The organism is Paenibacillus sp. YPG26 (assembly GCF_023704175.1).
Classification (GTDB): Bacteria; Bacillota; Bacilli; order Paenibacillales; family Paenibacillaceae; genus Fontibacillus.
Window position 1 is genome coordinate 2,773,229 of the sequence record NZ_CP084530.1, and the last position, 16,135, is coordinate 2,789,363.

General features: G+C 50.8%; 15 protein-coding genes. 3 read left to right on the forward strand and 12 right to left on the reverse strand.

All coding sequences use genetic code 11. The annotated features are described in order from the left end of the window. The 7 genes from LDO05_RS13050 to hemE all read right to left on the reverse strand — a co-directional run bounded on the left by LDO05_RS13050 (position 1) and on the right by hemE (position 7,791). Positions 1-633, reverse strand: a complete 633-nt coding sequence (locus LDO05_RS13050) for a fumarylacetoacetate hydrolase family protein (protein ID WP_251375813.1) — start codon at positions 631-633, stop codon at positions 1-3. Positions 634-640: 7 nt separating this feature from the next. Continuing rightward, a complete protein-coding gene (locus LDO05_RS13055) occupies positions 641-1,417 on the reverse strand; it encodes a glycerophosphodiester phosphodiesterase (RefSeq protein ID WP_251375814.1) in 777 nt (258 codons plus the stop codon). 19 nt (positions 1,418-1,436) lie between these two features. Continuing rightward, a complete protein-coding gene (locus LDO05_RS13060; RefSeq protein ID WP_251375815.1) occupies positions 1,437-2,762 on the reverse strand; it encodes a CapA family protein in 1,326 nt (441 codons plus the stop codon). Positions 2,763-3,122: 360 nt separating this feature from the next. After that, a complete protein-coding gene (locus LDO05_RS13065; protein WP_251375816.1) occupies positions 3,123-4,031 on the reverse strand; it encodes a copper amine oxidase N-terminal domain-containing protein in 909 nt (302 codons plus the stop codon). A gap of 290 nt (positions 4,032-4,321) precedes the next feature. Continuing rightward, positions 4,322-5,743 carry a protoporphyrinogen oxidase gene (gene hemG, locus LDO05_RS13070; RefSeq protein WP_251375817.1) on the reverse strand — a complete coding sequence of 474 codons (1,422 nt, stop codon included), beginning with the start codon at positions 5,741-5,743 and terminating at the stop codon, positions 4,322-4,324. Between the two features lie 7 nt (positions 5,744-5,750). Beyond that, a complete protein-coding gene (hemH, locus tag LDO05_RS13075) occupies positions 5,751-6,692 on the reverse strand; it encodes a ferrochelatase (protein WP_251375818.1) in 942 nt (313 codons plus the stop codon). Between the two features lie 34 nt (positions 6,693-6,726). Continuing rightward, complete coding sequence (hemE, locus tag LDO05_RS13080) at positions 6,727-7,791, reverse strand: uroporphyrinogen decarboxylase (protein WP_251375819.1); 1,065 nt, start codon at positions 7,789-7,791, stop codon at positions 6,727-6,729. Between the two features lie 182 nt (positions 7,792-7,973). Here hemE and LDO05_RS13085 point away from each other — a divergent pair, with 182 nt between their 5' ends. Further along, complete coding sequence (locus tag LDO05_RS13085; RefSeq protein ID WP_251375820.1) at positions 7,974-9,215, forward strand: MFS transporter; 1,242 nt, start codon at positions 7,974-7,976, stop codon at positions 9,213-9,215. Between the two features lie 144 nt (positions 9,216-9,359). Here LDO05_RS13085 and LDO05_RS13090 read toward each other — a convergent pair whose 3' ends face one another. Further along, the gene (locus LDO05_RS13090; protein ID WP_251375821.1) at positions 9,360-9,989 is read right to left on the reverse strand and encodes an O-methyltransferase; all 630 of its coding nucleotides are present in this window, start codon (positions 9,987-9,989) and stop codon (positions 9,360-9,362) included. A gap of 172 nt (positions 9,990-10,161) precedes the next feature. Here LDO05_RS13090 and LDO05_RS13095 point away from each other — a divergent pair, with 172 nt between their 5' ends. Both LDO05_RS13095 and LDO05_RS13100 read left to right on the forward strand, forming a co-directional pair. After that, positions 10,162-11,301, forward strand: coding sequence for a THUMP domain-containing class I SAM-dependent RNA methyltransferase (locus tag LDO05_RS13095; protein WP_251375822.1), 1,140 nt, complete (start codon positions 10,162-10,164; stop codon positions 11,299-11,301). Between the two features lie 41 nt (positions 11,302-11,342). Beyond that, positions 11,343-13,322 (forward strand): LTA synthase family protein, encoded by a 1,980-nt coding sequence (locus tag LDO05_RS13100; RefSeq protein WP_481857062.1) that lies wholly within the window; start codon positions 11,343-11,345, stop codon positions 13,320-13,322. Between the two features lie 184 nt (positions 13,323-13,506). Here the strand turns inward: LDO05_RS13100 and LDO05_RS13105 are convergent, their stop codons facing one another. From LDO05_RS13105 to LDO05_RS13120, 4 genes are all read right to left on the reverse strand, one after another. Continuing rightward, positions 13,507-13,740 (reverse strand): YuzB family protein, encoded by a 234-nt coding sequence (locus LDO05_RS13105; RefSeq protein WP_251375823.1) that lies wholly within the window; start codon positions 13,738-13,740, stop codon positions 13,507-13,509. A gap of 281 nt (positions 13,741-14,021) precedes the next feature. Next, positions 14,022-14,330 carry a HesB/IscA family protein gene (locus LDO05_RS13110; protein ID WP_251375824.1) on the reverse strand — a complete coding sequence of 103 codons (309 nt, stop codon included), beginning with the start codon at positions 14,328-14,330 and terminating at the stop codon, positions 14,022-14,024. Between the two features lie 99 nt (positions 14,331-14,429). Next, positions 14,430-14,669: a YkvA family protein gene (locus LDO05_RS13115; RefSeq protein WP_251375825.1), complete on the reverse strand. Its 240-nt coding sequence runs from the start codon at positions 14,667-14,669 to the stop codon at positions 14,430-14,432. Positions 14,670-15,078: 409 nt separating this feature from the next. Then, complete coding sequence (locus tag LDO05_RS13120) at positions 15,079-15,999, reverse strand: M14 family metallopeptidase (protein ID WP_251375826.1); 921 nt, start codon at positions 15,997-15,999, stop codon at positions 15,079-15,081. Between the last annotated feature and the right edge of the window lie 136 nt (positions 16,000-16,135).

The window sequence follows — 16,135 nt, forward strand, 5'->3', positions numbered from 1 at the left end:
TTACCCGCTGATTCCAATTGCGCAGCTGCCAAGAGGTTGTCCGTCCAGACACAGTGTAAGCTGATCTCCGTCCGCTACAGGCCCCACTCCGGCAGGAGTGCCTGTAAATATTAAATCTCCCTCATCCAGTCCGTAGTGATCCGCTATGTAGTCTACGATCTCCTGAAGAGAGAAAATCATATCCTGCGTATTCCCGCGCTGAACGGTCTCTCCGTTCTTCACCAGCTCGAAGCTGGTTCGTCCAATCTCCTCTGTTCCTGGAAAAGCAACATAAGGCGTTAAGGGTGCCGAGAAGCGAAAACCTTTGGCTGCCGTCCAAGGGTGACCTTTCTTCTTAAGATCACTCTGAACATCCCGAAGCGTAAAATCAATGCCCAGCGCCATAACGTCCACGAGCTCATCCACAGATATCCCCGTAACATAAGGACGTGCGATCCGAAGCACCAGTTCAGCCTCGTAATGAATCTCACCCCTGCCTCCAGGCAAGCTTAGTTCAGTTCCATCCATCGGTACCACGGCATGGGAGGGCTTGAGGAAAACCATCGGTTCTGTAGGCACATCATTGCCAAGCTCTTCCGCATGCAGACGGTAATTCCGGCCTACACAGTATACGTTACGGACTATCGATCTCATTGCATATCTACTTCCTTCCCCATTTGAAGAATCCAAATCTGCTTCCAGCTGAACGCTTCTCTATAAAAGTCTGCCGCCACACATCCGGCCGGTTCGTACAGATAAGAATACCCGGATGCATCTCTGCGATCCGCTTCATCGACTTCCCGTCATCTATGGTCCACGCCATAACCTGAATGCCTGCATCGGCAGCCTTGGCTGCCAGTTCCGGTGTCAAATGCCTATAGGAAATGGAAAGGAAATCACTTCCCAGGCTTCGCAGACGATCAAGCAGATCAGCCGGTCTGCCATCAATAATTATCCCTGTGCGAATCTCGCCATTGATGCGCCGGACATTCCGAAGCGCTCCGGTATCAAAAGAAGTCAGGACTACTTCCTTCTCCATCCCATGCTTCTTGACCCTGTCAATGACGGTCTGTTCAATACCCGGATATTTGTCAGCCTCGGTCTTAATCTCCAGATTCACCAGGAGCCGTCCCTTAACCGCAGTCAGGAAGTCATCAAGCGTAACAAGTCTCTCCCCTGAATAGATGCTGGACTTCCAGCTTCCCGCATCCAATCTGCTAAGGTCTTCCCATAAAGCATCCTTGACCGGGCCTTTCCCGTTAGTAGTTCTGTTCAAGGTATAATCATGAATTAGAAAAGGCACGCCATCTCTGGACAGCTGAACGTCCACTTCAATCCACTTCACATAAGGATCTTCCATGGCAAGCTTAACCGCTGCCATAGTATTCTCTGGGGCTGCTCCTGAGAATCCCCGGTGAGCCGCACAGTAATCCGGCATCCAGACCGCTCCTCTCCCGTTAGCCTGAATTATCCTTGCTCGTATCCATCTTATGCTCTGCATCTGAAGGTATAAGTGCTGGGTTGGTATCATTCTTGATTGATCTGATATTGCCGTACGAATCTATCTTGACGCCTGGGGACAGACTTTCAATCTCCTTCATAAGCTTGGCGCTGTCCTGGGCATTCTTAGGTACAGGCTGCCCAATCTCGGTAAGGAACGGAATCATCCGCAGATCACAGCCTTCCCCAATTGTACAGTGTGCCTGGAATACAGCTGTGTCCCAGGTCTTGGGCCTTGTTGTGGCCTTGGTGAATATGAAATTCCCTGTACTGTAGGCAATCCACTTGCCCTTATACTGCTCCACACCCTGCAGCACATGCGGATGACCGCCAACAACCAGATCAGCTCCGGCATCTACGAAAGAATGGGCGAGCAGAGTCTGAGTGCTGTCCGGCACGGTCACTCTTTCTCTCCCCCAATGGGCGACTACGATAACCAAATCCGCCTTCTTGCGCGCATCCTGTATAGACTTAACGGCTAGCTGTACATCGTCATTGTAGACGCCGGCAAGTCCCGGCCTGTCTGCTTGGGCATTCCAGCTCAGCTCCGGAAGCACCCGGCTGAAGCCAAACAATGCGATCTTGGCGCCTTTACGCTCTATGTACACCGGAGCGTAAGCTTCGCTGCTGTTTCTGCCTGCTCCTGCAAAAGGTATCTTGTTGGCATGAAGATGGTCCATGGTATCCAGCAAACCTTGAACACCCTGGTCTAGAGTATGATTATTTGCTACGTTGACCGCATCCACGCCTGCCTTCTTCATGGCTTTGAGCGCATCGGGATGGGCTTTAAATACAAACTGCTTATTCTTGGCTCCTATACCTCTAGTAGTTACGGGGGTCTCCAAGTTGAGAATCGTCAGATCATCCTTCAGGAATAGATCCTTTACGTGCTTAAATGGAAAATCGATGCCGTACTGTTCCATCTTCTCAGCAACTTTACCCGAGAAGATCGTGTCACCGCCGAAATGAATGAGCAGGCTTTCTTTCGCACTACTGCCAACTGTCTCAGCAGTGGAGTCCTGGCTGGCCTGGCTTGGATCAGGGGGTGTCACCGCCGGGCTATTCCCTTCCGTGTTCGGAATGACACTGATCGGAGGGGTGATATCCTGCACGGGATCTTGCACAGCTTTTCCACCAAGTGATTTGGTATTGAAATAAGAAAAGGTAAGAACAAGTCCGATCAATACAATCAAGGTTAAGTTGACCAGCATCCAGAATCGGCTTTGGCGCTGCAGCTTCTGCCTCTTCTCAGCGCTGTACTTTTGCGATCTTGGTTGAAGCATAGTTCACTCCTTATATTTCTATGAAATTTGAGGTAATCACATCTCATTATATCAGGTAAATAAGTTGAACTAAAGCAACTTTCCTGATTCTGTATCTGCCTAGAGTCACCAATTCCCCTAGAAGTGAGCCTATGCAGGTTTTCTTCTCTCCATGACTATTCATGCCAGGGAGCTTCGAGCTCATCTTTGGAGAATCAACGATCTAAGATTTGTATTTGAACAACATGAGTAAGGATAGAAACTGCCTAAAATATATAAGTAAAAAGAAAAAGAGTGCATCCACCGATGCACTTTTCCCTAACTACCCCAATAATCCCCCAGCAGAAAACGGCCTAAGGGCGAACAATGCCGATTGTCAGCTTACTTTGCGTCTTTGCGGGTTTCCCCTTCAATTGGAAGAATGAAACTGTATCTATACTCTCTAAACTCCGGATGTTGAATGTAATCGAAACGTCCCAACTCCGTGTCACTACCTGACGAATCTACTTTCCCATAAGTCAATAGCTCAGCCATTAAATTGTCAGAAAAATATACATACCCACCTTTGTAGTCAGGTTTAATCCCTCGCGATTTTGTCTTGTTACCCATTTCATCCAATTGACCGATGACTTCGGCAATCCCATCCTGGTTAATCTTGATATAATTGGTCAAGAGCCTATAGGTTTGTGAATATTGCAGAGCCTGGCCCTCCGGAAACTGATAAGTCGTACTAAAACCTTCCCCGTGAGGAGTCCAATCATCAGGTCCTTCCACAGCGATAAGTTTAAGCGCCTCCTTACGTGCATCCACTAGATCACCCTTCATCAGTGTATTGAACGCTGCCTGTCCGGCTGGAGTTCTTACAATAGCCCGCTTGTCTTTCGCATTATAGTAGGCAGTACCGCCCAATGCTTCACTGACAAAGCGCAGGGGCACATAGGTACGGCCTTCTTTATTTACAACACTAAGATCAAGTGAAACTTGTTCTCCATTAACTGTGGCAGTCTTCGAACCGGCCTTTAGCTTAATTACCTTACTGCCGTTCTTGCTCTTGGCCGTCACGGTATGAGTCTTGGCATCATAATTGTAGGTCAGCCAATTCGGATCATTCAGGGACCTGAGGGGAATAAGAGCTCTTCCTTTTTCAACAAGAGCTTCACTCTGCATCACTCCATTAATAAATACCTGTTCCTTGATCTTGTCAGATGTCTTTGCCTCGGCCGAGTTTCCGAGAGTCATTGTTCCTGTTAAAAGAACTGCCGCAATGGCGGCCGGCACCCATTTTTTCATATCTGATCTTCCCTTCATACAAAATTAAATTTTTTTAATTATTAGGGTCATACAAACAAACGCATATTCTGCTCATTTGTTTCAAAAAAATTGAATTTATATCTAATAAAGTCAGATTCCATCTGATAAACAATTGTGTAGAAATAAGGATAAGCTTGCTAGCTGAGTATGTAATATTCCGACATTTTTGTATGAAAGGTTAGATGAGAAGATTGAAGATGTTCCAACTGCGGCTCCCGAGAAAAGGATAACCCCGAGCCTGGATGGCTCGGGGTTACAGGTTATTATCATTAATGCACACGCTCTTCGGTCATGATCTTCGCGAGCTCTTTGGCCTGCTTGATGCAGTCGGGCAGACCGACGCCTTCAAATGCCGCTCCGGTAACATATAGACCTGGCGCCTTAGATTTAAGCTCTTCACGCAAGCCGGCAATCTGCTGCAGATGGCCAACCGGATACTGCGGCATCGACTTCGGCAGCCGGGTGATCTCCGAGAATAGAGGCGTAGCCGTGATTCCCATGAGTTCCCGCAGATCCTTCAGGACGAGCTCCGTAAGCGAATCATCGGGCAGCTGAACATTCTGCTCATCCCCCGAGCGGCCAACATAACAGCGAAGCAGCACCTTGTCGTCCGGACTGGTATGCAGCCATTTGGTTGAAGTCCAGGTACATGCGGTAATATTCCGTCCTTCCGCCCGTGGAACCAGGAATCCGGAAGCATCCTGAATTCCCTGGAGGTCCTTCTTGTCAAATGCTACAACCACGTTAGCAACCGATACATAGTTGATAGCTGTCAGTGCGATCACATCCACGAAAGGCTCAAGCAGCTTCGCGGCGCTGAATGCCGGTGTGGTAACCACAATCTGATCGGCGTGAAGCACGCCTCCTTCAGCTATATCAACCTCATAGGCCCGGCTGCTTCCTTGGCGTATTTCCAAAACCTCGGTCTCCAACCGCTGATCCACGTCATGCAGCTCATGCACAAGCCCATGCACCAGACTCTGTAATCCCTGCCGGAAGGTGAGAAAAGCACTTCGTTTGGTGCCTGTATGCGTCTCCACCGGCTTCCTGCCTGTCATCATCCCCCGCATCAAGCTGCCGTGCACCCGTTCGACTTCACCGAACTGTGGAAATGTAGACTGCAGGCTTAACTTGTACGTATCTCCCGCATAGATTCCTGCAAGAAGAGGCTCCGTTACATTTGTCAGCACTTCCGCACCCAGCCTGCGTTCAATGAAATTTCCGAGTGACTCGTCCCCTGTGCTTTTACGCGCAGGAATTACGAGGTCCATTAACGCGCGTATTTTCCCGCCCCAGGAGACAAGTCCACTCTTCATAAAAGGACCCAGCTCGGTAGGAATACCCAGCACAAGTCCTGAAGGCATAGGGTGAAGCACACCGCGCTTGACTATATAAGTCTTCTTGGCGCCAGGATTCATAGAAACGAGCTCATGATCCAGCTCCAGTTCCTTGGCCAGATCAATCATCGCCGTCTTGCGGGCGAGGAAGGAGTCCGGTCCCTTCTCAATGACGAAGCCGTCCCGGTGAAGAGTCTCGATTTTGCCGCCCATCGACTTCCCCTTCTCCAGAATCGTGATTTGGACAGGAACCCCTTTCTCTCTGTAGAACTTCCGGATATAAAATGCCGCACTCAGCCCGGTAAGTCCTCCTCCGATGATGACTATGTTTCTAGATGAATCTGAATCACTCATAGATTATTCATTCCTCTTCCCATGCTTTGATAATGACGTCGCTAAGCGTCTCCATATACAAAGGATCGGTGTTAAGCGAATCCGTACGCATCAGTCTCATATCCAGCTCACCGGCCACTGCCTGGGCTTCGATATCCAGATCGTACAGAACTTCCAGATGGTCCGATACGAATCCGACCGGAGCCACAAGCACATCCTCTACTTGCTCAATGCTTAGATCTCTTAGTGTATCCAAGATATCAGGCCCAAGCCAAGGAGTCGCGGTCCGGCCCGCACTCTGCCATGTGAACTGCCAGTTCGTTACCCCGCACTGCTCCGCAACTTCTGTGGATGTCTCGAGGAGCTGATCCTGGTAAGGGTCCCCCATCTCCAGGATCTTCTCGGGCAGGCTGTGCGCGCTGAAGAGAACCTTGACCTTATCCCGCTCGGCTCCCGCTTCCTCGAATTGATCGAGCTTGCGGCTTACCCGCTGTGCCAGGGCCTGAATCAGCTTGGGATGCAGATGATAGCTCTGGACGAAAGAGAACTTGATCTTATGCTCAGCCGCCTTCTCCTCCGCACGCTTGATATAACTGCCTACACTCATGACCGAATAGTGCGGGGCCAGCACAATGCCCACCGCGCGGGTGATACCATCCTTGGCCATCTGATCGACCCCATCCTCGATGAATGGGGCGGCATGCTTGAGACCTTGATAACAGACGAACTGTACTCCAAGGCCTTCCGCAGCCCGGTTCAATGTCTCCTGCAGGGCGGCAACCTGATTATCCGTGTTCGCTCTTAGCGGGAAGACCCCGCCCACGATAGCTTCATAACGGTCTTTGAGTTCCTTCAGCTGATCCTCGGCAGGCGGGTTGCCCCGGCGAATATGGGTATAATAAGCTTCTACCTGTTCCAGGCTTTCGGGTGTTCCATAAGACATGACGAGTACGCCGATTTTGTTGTTCACGTTAGATCTTCACCTCTGAAAGTTATTTAGTAGATCAAGAAGGCAGGCCTGCACCCAGCTTCCGGAGTGCTTCGGCAGAGTAGTCATGCACATATTCAGTCAGCTCGCGAAGCTTGTCCAGAGAAGCTTCCGGGAACAATCCATGTCCCAAATTAAATACAAATCCAGGGGACTGGATCCCTTCGTCGATAATTTCCTTGGCGTATGACTTGATGACATCCATCGGTGCCGTTAACACAAACGGATCCAGATTTCCTTGAACCGCAAAGCCTCCCCCTGTACGCCGGCGGCCTTCGTTAATGGATACCCGCCAGTCAAGTCCGATTACGTCAGCCTTGATGCCCGTAAGCGTAGGCAGCAGTTCTCCTGAGCTGACCCCAGGGAAATATATTTTGGGTACACTAAGCGTCTCAAGCTCGGCAAAAATACGTGTGATCGTCGGCAGCACATAGACTTCAAAATCTTTTGGGGAGAGCGCGCCTACCCAGCTGTCAAACACCTGGAACGCCTTGCCTCCATTCTTCACATGGTGCTTCAAATATTCAATAATCATATCCCCGAGCTTGTCCATCAGGCGGTGCCACAGCTTGGGTTCGTTATACATCATGCTCTTGGTGCGGATGTAATTCTTGGAAGGACGGCCTTCAATCAAGTAACTCGCAATGGTGAAGGGCGCGCCCGCGAAGGTAATCAAAGGGACATTAAGCTCCCGGTCCAAGATTCGGATGGTCTCCAGGATATGCGAAAGATCCTTCTCCACATCTATAGGACGAAGACGTTCAATATCTTCAGCAGTCCGGATCGGATTGTCGATAACCGGTCCGACGTCCTTCACAATATCGAAATCAATACCAATGGAAGCAACCGGATTCATAATATCCGAGTACAAAATAGCCGCATCCACGCCCAGCTTGCGAACTGGCATTAAAGTAACTTCTGCAGCCAGCTCGGGCTGCCGGCATATTTCAAGAAGGCTGTAATTCTCTTTGATTGCGCGGTATTCCGGATCGTACCTGCCAGCCTGCCGCATATACCATACGGGCAGCTGATCAACCTCCTGCTTAAGACAAGCACGGATAAACCGGTCATTATATGTCATGAAGACGCCTCCATCTATAAAATTCTCTAAATTCCATTATGCCCTTTTTAAAAGTAAGTAACAACCCGTTCCGGATGAAGAACCCATGACAATCCTATGAAATCAAAGTTTAAGCTTAGTTTTAGAATTTTGGCGTTATGGTATAGTAATGAAATTCTTTCTATCGGAGGATAATACTTCAAATGATCAAAATCCTTAGAAACAGAGGCCCTCTGCCCACCTGGAAAGTGAATCTCATCGTGCTGTGGTTCGGCCAATTTCTAGTTAATGCGGGGATGACTATGGTCACCCCTTTCCTCCCGCTGTACCTGTCCGAGGATCTCGGAGTACAGGGGGCAAAAGCGCTTGGATTGTGGTCTGGACTTATATTCGCGGCTAACTTCGCTACTTCTTTTATCTTCCAGCCTTTATGGGGGAAGCTGGCCGACCGGTATGGACGTAAAATCATGCTGCTGCGCTCCGGCTTCGGGATGTCAATCGTCATCGCCCTGATGGGGGCTGCTACTGCTCCCTGGCAGCTGCTGGGCCTCCGGCTCCTGAACGGTACCATCTCCGGCTTCAACCCAGCGGCCATCTCGCTCATCTCGGGCACAACGCCCAAAGACCGCATGGGCTATGCCATGGGAATTTCACAGTCCGGCGTTGTTGCAGGCACAATCCTGGGACCCTTAATCGGGGGACTGCTGGCAGATTGGGTCGGCTACCGGCCTATCTTTTATATCACAGGGGCATTGCTTCTTGTAGCTTCACTGCTCGCCCTGTTCCTGGTGCGTGAGAAATTTGACCGGGAAGAAGCCTCCCATACTCCGCAGATCTCTGTGCTTGCGGGCTTCCGGGAGTTGAACAAAACCCCTCAGCTGACCGCCCTGTTCGCCGTGACCTTTCTGCTTCAGTTCGCTATGCTCAGTCCGATGTCCGTCCTGACTCTATATGTGGAGGAGCTTCACGGGAGTGTCGTGAATTTATCATTCTGGGCGGGCTTTGTCAGCGCCGTTACCGGCTTGTCTAATATGATCACTTCGCCAATTCTCGGCAAATTCAGTGACAAGGTCGGCGCACATCGTATTCTGACTTTCGCGCTCATAGGCACGGCGGTTACGCTGATTCCCCAGGCCTTCGTCCAATCGGTCTGGCAGCTCGCTATCATCCGCTTCCTCATGGGCATCTGCATGGGCGGGCTGCTTCCCAGTGTAAATGCGCTGATCCGGTCCTACACACCGGATGGCATGGAGAGCCGCGCCTTCGGGTTCAACAGCAGCACACTTGCGCTGGGCAATATGATGGGGGCCTCTATCGGGGGCTTCTTGTCGGGGTATATCGGAATCGAAGGCATCTTCATCATCTCCGGTGTCCTGCTGCTGGTCAATACCGTCTGGGTAAGGGCCAAGCTGTATGCGCACCGGGATACGCCTTCGTTCCAGTAGCTCGACTGAGAGCGGCCGGCATATATACGCTGCGTAACATAACAAAAGACCACCGAAGGGCCTCGTCCCATCGGTGGTTTGTTGTGTATACTGCTTTTCCTGATCAGACAACAGCATAAGACTACGCCGGACTTCTGCTTCTCCCTACTTCACCATAGCCAGCGCCAAGCCGTCATAGGCTGGCAGGAAAGTGCTGATCAATCGTTCATCCCGGGCAATCGTCTCGTTGAATTTGCGCATCGCAAGTACGGAAGGGCCATTCTTCTCCGTATTCAGAGTCCGGCCGCGAAGCAGGGTATTGTCCCCTGCGATAATCGCTCCGGGCCGCCCCAGCTGAATCGCATATTCCAGATAGTTCGGGTAATTTTCTTTGTCCGCATCGATGAAGAAGAAATCGAACTTATCCCCCTTAGCCTGCAGCGCCTTCAGCGAGTCCAGGGCTGGACCCGTCATATACACCGCTTGGTCACCAAAGCCTGCTTCATGCATGTTGCGGTGAGCCAGATCCGCATTCTCCTGACTAAGCTCCAGGGAGACGATACGCCCTCCCGGGGCTAGTCCGCGCGCCAGGCAAATGCCGCTGTATCCCCCGAGTGCTCCGATTTCGAGCACGTTCTCTGCTCTGGACATTTGGACCAGCATGGTCAGGAGACGTCCATAGCCCGGGGCAATGGAGACGTCTTGAATTCCTGCTGCTGCAATGGACTCTTTTACCTTGAGCAGCGTCTCGTCAGCCTGATATAAATCCTCACTGTATTGTTCTGGTGTGATCATAATGACCCTTCCCCTTTCTAGAACCGATATCTGATAGACCATCCCGGCCTTATGAAGCGAAAGCCCAATTGTATGTTTATGTACATTGTCCTATACTATATTGAATGAACATCTACAGAGTAAATTGTATGGTTTTTGAGGCATTCCCACAAGTCAAAATGGAGTTGAGATCATGTCAAGGCAATTAGAATTAATCGCGACAGCACCGATGGGTCTGGAATCCATTGTGGCCCGTGAATTGAAGGATTTAGGATATGAAGATGTCAAGGTGGAGAACGGACGGGTTAATTTCACAGGCGATTTCATTGATATCTGCCGCTGTAATCTATGGCTACGGACTTCAGACCGCGTGTTGGTGAAAATGGGGGAGTTCAGCGCTGTAACGTTCGACGAGCTCTTCGAGGGAACCAAGGCGCTACCTTGGCAGGACTGGATTCCGGCTCACGGCGAATTCCCGGTCGAAGGCCGGTCGCATAAATCCCAGCTCAGCAGTGTCCCTGCCTGCCAGGGTATCGTGAAGAAAGCTATTGTTGAGAAGCTGAAAGAAACCTACCATACCGAATGGTTCGAGGAGACCGGCCCAAGGTATGTGATTGAAGTCAATCTTCTGAATGACAAAGCGCTGCTTACGCTCGATACAACAGGACCCGCGCTGCACAAACGCGGTTACCGCAAGCATGCGACAGAGGCTCCTCTAAAAGAAACCCTTGCAGCCGCCTTAATTCTGCTCAGCCGCTGGGGTCCGCACCGTCCGCTGTATGATCCGTGCTGCGGATCCGGTACGATTCCGATTGAAGCCGCCATGATCGGCTGGAATATTGCTCCTGGCCTAAGACGATCCTTCAATTCGGAGAATTGGCCTGTCATACCTGAGGAGCTCTGGCAGCAGGCACGCGAGGAAGCCTTCGATGCCGTGCGCGATGACATTCCGCTTCAGATTACAGGCAGCGACATTGACAGTGAAGCCATAGAAATCGCCATGGCGGCTGCGAAGAGCGCCGGTCTCGGCAAGGAGATCACATTCAAAAGACTCCCCGCAGCCAGCATTACCCCGGAAGGCGAATTCGGCTGTCTAATCACGAATCCACCGTATGGGGAGCGGATCGGTGAGGAGAAAGAAATCCGGAAGCTGATCTCCCAGCTCGGAAGAGTGGCTGCAGGACTGCCGACCTGGTCTTTCTTCGCGATTACTCCAACCAAGCAGTTCGAGCAGGACTTTCACAAGAAAGCGGACAAGCGCCGCAAGCTGTTCAATGGTCGGATCGAGTGTCAATATCTTCAGTTTCTCGGACCTCTGCCCCCTCGTCGTTAAGACGAAGGGGAGCTTGTCCACGTAAGGGAAGGAGCGCAGGAATCGAAGTGAATTCACTAGAACAGAGCGGTGCTGGCTCATCGCTGAGACGTGTATTTCAATATCGGAATCTGGAATATTTCTTGTTTATCGCCGTCATCTTATGGAAGCTGGCCTACATGCATTCACATCTGCACGCGAACAACATCGATATGAGCAGACTGGATTATGTGATTGCCATCGGCTCTATTATGGCGGCTTCCTTCTGGACGTTATGGCTTCCGAGAAGAGGCCGCGGCATCGCGCTCAGCATCCTGAATCTTCTGCTTACCGCCCTCATATTCTCGGATCTGGTCTACTATCGGTATTTCCAAGACTTCATTACTATTCCGGTGCTGCTGCAGGCCGGTCAGGTAGGAGAACTGGGCGAAAGCATCCGCGAGCTGATACACTGGACTGATATCTGGTTCTTTGTCGACTGGATCTTCTATGTTCCCATGATCTTTATTCTGGCGTCACGCAGACGCCGCAGCCATGCAGTTGACGTAAGGTCAAGAACCAGAGACTCTCGCTTTAAGCGATTAACCCGGCGCTTGATTACAGGAATCGTCACTTTAGGTCTTGGTCTTGCGCTGGCCTTGGGGCCGATCCATCATTATACGTCTACCTGGGCTGTTGGTCTTTTCGTAGGGAACTGGTGGAATCTTGCCCTTTATAATGTAACGGGACTGCTCGGATTTCATTATTATGATGTATACAAATACGGTCTTGAGCACTGGGGTTCAAAGAAACAGCTGACTGATCAGGAGCTTGCTGACATCAAAGGGTGGTACGATCGCGCACGTTCAGGCCGCCCGGTTATGAACGGGACGTATGGGGCGTACAAGGGCAGTAATGTGATGGTCATCCAGGCCGAAGCCTTCATGAACTTCATGATTGGCAAGCAGATCAATGGTCAGGAGATCACTCCGAACTTCAATAAGCTGATGAAAGAAAGTCTGTACTACTCCAATTATTATCATCAGACCGGGCAAGGACGGACCTCTGATGCCGACTTCGCCTCCCACAGCTCTCTGCATCCATTGCCAACCGGATCTGTATTCACCCGTTACCCTGATCATCAGTATGATGTTCTGCCCCAGATTCTGAAGTCAGGCGGGTACACCACCGCCGCCTTCCATGCCTATGACAGCAGCTTCTGGAACAGGTACACCATGTACAAGAACATGGGATATGACCGCTTTTACAGCAAAAAAGATTACGTCATCGACGAGCCGCTCGGATGGTCACTTGGCGACAAGTCCTTCTTCAAGCAGTCACTTGGGTTCATGGGTAAGGAGAAGCAGCCCTTCTATTCCTATCTGATCACGCTGTCCAGCCATCATCCTTATGCCCTGCCCAAATCTGTGCAGCAGCTTGATGCAGGCGAGTTCTCCGGCACGATATTCGGGGACTATCTTGAATCCATTCACTATGCCGATGCGGCGCTAGGCCAGCTCGTGGATCAGATGAAAGCCGAAGGTCTATGGGACAAGACGATATTGTACTTCTACGGAGATCATGATAACTCGATCAAGGATAAGTCTTATTATGAGAAATTTCTGGGCAGGAGCCTAACGGACCTGGATATGGAGCAGATTATGAACCAGGTTCCGCTGCTCGTTCATCTGCCTGACGGCAAGCATGCCGGGGTGTATGATGCGCCTGCGGGTCAGCTCGATATGACCCCATCCCTGCTGCATCTGCTGGGCATCTCATCCAAGAACTACTATATGATGGGCAATGATATTTTTGATGATCGACAGAAGATGGTTGTCCTAAGATCAGGCGCTTATACCGACGGGGCCATCTACTATATTCCTTCAGCAGACGGCGTGTTCGAGAATGGAACGTGTTACGATCTAAGCACCCGTCAGAAGACCGATGTAGAGCGGGCGCGTCAGGGATATGAGGAAGCCAGGAAGCGGCTCGATTATTCAGACAAGACGATTATGTACAACTTAATCCAGCAATTTGAGAAGGCTGCTCCGCAGGGTCGTTAGACCAGCGGGCAGCTTTTTTGGCACTAAATTCAGAGTACCACCGGAATGTAAGGTACAGCACAGGGGCAGGTTAGTCAGGCGTTAAATTTCCGGAATGGATGCAAAAAAATAGCCCGGCAAGCGCTTTAGCTTGACCGGACTTCCCGACTTCTATGCAGTTCCAGTGCCTATTGGCCCTCCCCCCCTACACACGGGGCTTCTTCACGAAAGCCTGAGCTTTCGCAAGCACTTCCTCTTCCGTTGGCGCGCTGACATAGCGCCCATTAATATAGACAAAAGCCCGTTTGCCGCAAGGGCCGCAGTAAGACTTACAGCCGACCTTGATCTCGGCATCTGGAGCCATCTTCTGGAGCTTGGGTACGAGCGTCTTCAGACGGACGTGATTGCATTTATCGCATACGCGGATATCGTTAGCCATGCTGCTTCCCTTCTTTGTGCCAAAAACTAGTAATCTCCATGATTCCCGTTGGACATATTGTTCCACACACATATAAATTCAATAACCGTATTGTACCTTAACTCCTCCGGCGGGCGCAAGATGAAGGATCACAGCAGACGCTCGCTTCTTCAGAATTGTTCCACACTCTTGCTTCTAGGTAATTCCTAAGTTACTTTGGCAAAAAAAGGCCTCGCAGGGCGTACCAGCTGTGACCGGTACGCCTGCGAGACCTGTTGCTCGGCAATTCTTCGCCACTTGGATTAGTGGTCCCCGTGATTGCCTTTGGAAGGGTTCGTGATGACAAAGCCTTCTTCCGGGAAATAGAGGTAATCAATCTTCACACCTTCCAGGAACGGGTCGCTTGGATCCAGGATCACATCGATTTCTTTGTCCGTGGTCACCACAGTGTCCTTATCCGTAGGCTTGGCCAAATCAAGGCCGTAGTGAGCATGGTCGCCATGGGAATGCGTGACGAACACTTTCAGAGCAAGACCTTTGCCCTGGTTCTCTTCCTTCTCAAGCTCTTTCTTAATGATCTTCGCCGCGTTGCGTGTAATCTTGACACTCATGGCTCTCTCTCCTATTCGTAGGTTAAACCTAATATGGCTATTGTAAATAATCTGCCCCCCGCATGCAAGGAGCAGACCCAGGTTCAGCAGAATAAGACTCTACACGAGTGGATACTTCCGCTCCGCGCGTGTAACGAACCAGTTCATCAAGAACATCGACACGGCAATATCATCCAGCGGGATGAAGGGCAGCACATCAGGCAGTACCCAGTACAGCCCAGCCGGTACCAGGAACAGCAGCTTTTCGGGCAAGGGAATTTGGGAGGACGTGATGAGTCTGGGCAGCCGGCGGAAAATATGGGCCCAGCGTTTGAGCGACCATAACTTTTGTAGTTTCATATGTGTCCCCTCCTAAAAGTTTTGCGAAGCAAACTTACTTCGAAATAACAAGACACAGATAAATAACGTTTGCGGTGCAGCCGTAACTACGAGAAATGCTTGGACTTTCGGCCGCTGTTGTCTCCGGATTTCCTGATTATTTACAGGGTGGTCAAAATCCGGAGACAAAGGTATATGCTTCCGATGTAGCTTTCTTGCAGAAAGCTTGTAGGCGGTCGCTTCGCTCCTACAGTTCCAAGCTTCCCCTCCGTTACAACTGCCCTTACTGTTATTTTATATAAGTTCGTAATTTAAAAAGTTTTGCGAAGCAAAACTTGCTTCGGAAGCATAGGCTTAGTTTTGCGAAGCAAAACTTGCTTTATAACCGTGCCTATTCTTAGGATACCCGTTTTGCGGGTTCATGAATAATTCAAGTCCGCATCGCTTCCGCCAGCAGCTCGGACACCTCGGCATATACATTCTCGAACTCCGCGGGCGGCAGGGGATTAACGCCTTCTCCTGCTTCAATGGTGAAGCCCGGTCTTCTGAACTCCTTGATGAACCAGTCCTTGTACCCCGCATCACTTGCGGTCAGCTTGACTGCCCGGTAACCCGATGCATAGGCGAACCGGTGAGCAAGCGTCTGCGAATCATCAGGTTCAAGATCCCGGTAATTCCAGTAAATCTCTTTCCCCTGTGTGTGCAGAGACAGGGCCAGCTCGAAGCTCTCCCACCGGGTCAGTTCCGCAAGCGCTGTCGCTTCCGGCTCGGTAAGCGGCGCTGTACCCCCATAATCTTGAGGGGCGGGCATAATAATCCCGCGCCGTGTCCGTTCCTCTTCCCAGTAGGCCGGGAACTGATCATTCAGATCCACTCCATGAATGTTCGCCTTCCAGCGGCTGAAGTCCGTACTTCCCTTATTCCAGCTCAAGAGCTCATCTGCATTCACATGGGCGGAAGTTACGCCCTCCTGTGATAAGTTCACACCGTCCGGATTGACCATAGGCACCGCCCACAAGGTAACCTCCTTCAGCCAGGAGCTGGCCTCTCTACTCCAGCGTTCCGACGCCACGACGCTCGACGCGGCAATCTCTTCCACAAATCGCAGGAGCAGCGGAGAAGTAATCCATTCATTCGCGTGCACCGAAGCGTTCATATGGATCGCGCGGGGACCAGTGCCCAGACGTAGACAGTGAATGGGCTTGCCCATGACACTTCGCCCGATCTCCAGCACATCAAGCTGAGAATACGTGCACTGCAGCTGCTTCAACTGCTGAATCAGATCTCTATACAAATACTGACCGCCTACCTGAACAATCCGGCCTTTGCCATGCTGTGAACAGAACCCCATGGTGCCACCTCTTTCAACATTTATCCATGCCCACACTGAAGAGCCGATCTGCCAAAATGCTGTGTTTGGTTCCATTCTATGCACAGGGTACTGCCCAATGTTAATGATAAGATCAGCAAAAACCCCGGGGAACCTA

Excerpts from the sequence above, each read along its gene's own strand:
- LDO05_RS13050 (WP_251375813.1), bottom strand. The coding sequence starts at position 633 with ATGAGATCGATAGTCCGTAACGTATACTGTGTAGGCCGGAATTACCGT.
- LDO05_RS13055 (WP_251375814.1), bottom strand. The coding sequence starts at position 1,417 with ATGCCGGATTACTGTGCGGCTCACCGGGGATTCTCAGGAGCAGCCCCA.
- LDO05_RS13060 (WP_251375815.1), bottom strand. The coding sequence starts at position 2,762 with ATGCTTCAACCAAGATCGCAAAAGTACAGCGCTGAGAAGAGGCAGAAG.
- LDO05_RS13065 (WP_251375816.1), bottom strand. The coding sequence starts at position 4,031 with ATGAAAAAATGGGTGCCGGCCGCCATTGCGGCAGTTCTTTTAACAGGA.
- hemG (WP_251375817.1), bottom strand. The coding sequence starts at position 5,743 with ATGAGTGATTCAGATTCATCTAGAAACATAGTCATCATCGGAGGAGGA.
- hemE (WP_251375819.1), bottom strand. The coding sequence starts at position 7,791 with ATGACATATAATGACCGGTTTATCCGTGCTTGTCTTAAGCAGGAGGTT.
- LDO05_RS13085 (WP_251375820.1), top strand. The coding sequence starts at position 7,974 with ATGATCAAAATCCTTAGAAACAGAGGCCCTCTGCCCACCTGGAAAGTG.
- LDO05_RS13090 (WP_251375821.1), bottom strand. The coding sequence starts at position 9,989 with ATGATCACACCAGAACAATACAGTGAGGATTTATATCAGGCTGACGAG.
- LDO05_RS13095 (WP_251375822.1), top strand. The coding sequence starts at position 10,162 with ATGTCAAGGCAATTAGAATTAATCGCGACAGCACCGATGGGTCTGGAA.
- LDO05_RS13105 (WP_251375823.1), bottom strand. The coding sequence starts at position 13,740 with ATGGCTAACGATATCCGCGTATGCGATAAATGCAATCACGTCCGTCTG.
- LDO05_RS13110 (WP_251375824.1), bottom strand. The coding sequence starts at position 14,330 with ATGAGTGTCAAGATTACACGCAACGCGGCGAAGATCATTAAGAAAGAG.
- LDO05_RS13115 (WP_251375825.1), bottom strand. The coding sequence starts at position 14,669 with ATGAAACTACAAAAGTTATGGTCGCTCAAACGCTGGGCCCATATTTTC.
- LDO05_RS13120 (WP_251375826.1), bottom strand. The coding sequence starts at position 15,999 with ATGGGGTTCTGTTCACAGCATGGCAAAGGCCGGATTGTTCAGGTAGGC.